Origin of the sequence: Pseudarthrobacter enclensis, from assembly GCF_030811655.1 — a bacterium.
Lineage (GTDB): Bacteria > Actinomycetota > Actinomycetes > Actinomycetales > Micrococcaceae > Arthrobacter > Arthrobacter enclensis_A.
This window is the reverse complement of the sequence record NZ_JAUSRE010000052.1, coordinates 1-2,351: the sequence shown is the minus strand read 5'-3', so window position 1 is coordinate 2,351 and position 2,351 is coordinate 1. Positions and strand designations below refer to the sequence as shown.

Sequence of the window (2,351 nt, the reverse complement as noted above, 5' to 3'; positions counted from 1 at the left end):
ACCGTGCCGCTGCAGATCTTCGCCGCGGAACTCGCCGCAGCCAAGGGCTACGACGTGGACCAGCCCCGCAACCTCGCCAAGAGCGTCACCGTCGAATAATGAACTTGGTCTTGGTGCGCGAATACCCATACGACTTCAGGACCTTCATTCAGTTCAGTCGCTATCGTTTATGGTTCAACGCGGATGTACCCATACGTGAGGGGCGCAGCGTAGATGCTACTAATCTCTACGGTAGAGCCGAGGACCAGGTCGACGACATGCTGTCCGACTTAGGCGCCCCTGATTCTCGCTGGAGGATCGCGCCTCTGCGCTACTTCAATCCAGTGGGCGCGTATGGGCGGGTCTCGTCGGTGAAGGTCGCTAGGGATTCCCAGCGACCTCCTGCCGTTCGTAGCCTACGTAGTTGTGGGAGGGCATCCTGCCCTTCAAATCTTCGTCAATGACTACGCCACGTCAAAGGGAACCTTGGTTGGCGATCACATCCATGTCGTCAACTTGGAGGCTGGCCACCGTTCCGCCCTGCGGTACCTTGAAACCCGTCTCTCGCATGTAAGCAGTTGGGAGTGGTCCCTGGACGAAAGATTGTCGGAGATGTGCGTCGAGCGCTTGCGGTGGCAAAATGAATCCATTTGCGTTCCAGCTATTTCATTTCAATGGAGCAGGTCCGAAGGAGACTACATCGGTTCGGGGTGGACGCCGTCGAGCACGATCATAACTGCGGCGTGAAGGCCCTACTGCCGCCTCAGAAGTACTGTATGCCGCTGAAATGGAAATTGTGGTGAGTCCCCAAGTTTACCAAGTCGACCAGGATCACGCGGGTAGAATCGTGAACCAAGACGAAATAATACTGGTTTGTCGAGGTAGGGAGGAACAACGTTGGAATGGTTCGAAGTCGGCGCGGGGAACCACGTATTGGTCACCGAAGGATCCCTGCTGAACACTGGCCTGATCGTCGGCTCCGAACGTGCCATGGTCATCGACACCGGATGTGGTCCCCGCCAGGGGCGCGAGATTCTGGATGCTGTCAGGGAGAAGACAGACCTGCCCCTCGTCGTCGTCAACACCCACGCCCACTACGACCACTTCTTTGGCAACGCCGTTTTCGCTGATGCCGGCGTAACCGAATTTTGGGCGCACCAGAACTGTGCCGCCGAGATAGAACATCGCGGTGATCTACAGCGTCGGCACGTGGGAACGCTGGAACCTGAGATGGCGGCCTGCGAAGGTGCAAACGTCGAGTGCGTGGTCCCCAAGGCGATCGTCAAAGATCAGCCCGTGCTGGTGGACCTTGGCGGCCTCACAGCAACCTTGTTCTACCTGGGACGCGGCCACACTGATGGTGATCTCCTGGTGGGAACGCGCTCAACTCTCTACGTCGGTGACCTTGTGGAGCAGGGCGCCCACCCATCGTTCGAGGACTCCTACCCCGAGGAGTGGGCTGACGTTCTTAGGCACATCTCCGCGTTGCGCCACCGCTACGAATTTCTGATCCCGGGCCACGGACGGCCCTGCAGCGACCAGTTCGTCAAAACCATGGCCAACACCATGACCACCGCCGTCCGCCAAGCCCGCCAATCCATCCGCGATACCCCCAACGATGCGACCAAAGCCATTCCCGTCCTGCCCTATGGCCCCGAGCAGTCCCGCTGGTTCATTAAGCGTTTGCAGGAGACCCGCGGGCAAACGAGCCGCGAGTCCTAGGGGCGCCCGACAGGCGCCCCGCTGATAGTTGTTTGCATGATTATCCCGAGCAGTGGTTAGTGGCGCAAAGCGCCGTAAGGCGTGACCGCAACCCGTCTTACTTGCCCTTAGGCTTGGGGAATGTCTCTGATTACCCGTCTCATTAACCTGCGTAGCCATTCTGTACTCGGAAGGGCGGCGAAGGAAGCCCTTGCCCTGTACGGGGTTGAGTTCCCCGCCTCAGTTGAGGTTGGGCGCGGACTCAAGGTGTTGCATCCTGGTTTCGGCACCGTGATCCACCCGTCGACCAAGATCGGCAACAACGTAACGATCTATCACGGTGTCACCATCGGCCGGGGTGACCCCTGGATTGCAGGAGACAAGTCCCCGGTTGGCGGGATCATCATTGAGGATGACGTCGTTCTGTGCGCGGGCGCCAAGATCATCTGCAACGACGGCATCCTCACGGTCAAGCGGGGAACCGTCGTCGGGGCCAACGCCGTGCTGACAACAACTACGCCCGAACCAAACGGGGTGTGGGTGGGCGTGCCAGCACGACGAAAGAATGACCGGACTCTAGGGCGTGTCTCCTAAATCTCAGGCTCTTTATCCGAGATGCTTGATGGGTGTCTCGTACTTCTGTTTTGACTGACGGGCAGTGGTCCCAAATT

The 2,351-nt window shown here is 58.9% G+C and carries 2 protein-coding genes; both read left to right on the top strand.

Features of this window, described 5'->3' with window-relative positions; translation table 11 throughout:
* The first annotated feature begins 876 nt into the window (after window positions 1-876).
* Window positions 877-1,701, top strand: coding sequence for an MBL fold metallo-hydrolase (locus J2X98_RS22125; protein WP_307312666.1), 825 nt, complete (start codon window positions 877-879; stop codon window positions 1,699-1,701).
* Window positions 1,702-1,821: 120 nt separating this feature from the next.
* The gene (locus tag J2X98_RS22120) at window positions 1,822-2,274 is read left to right on the top strand and encodes a serine O-acetyltransferase (protein ID WP_307312664.1); all 453 of its coding nucleotides are present in this window, start codon (window positions 1,822-1,824) and stop codon (window positions 2,272-2,274) included.
* Window positions 2,275-2,351 lie beyond the last annotated feature (77 nt).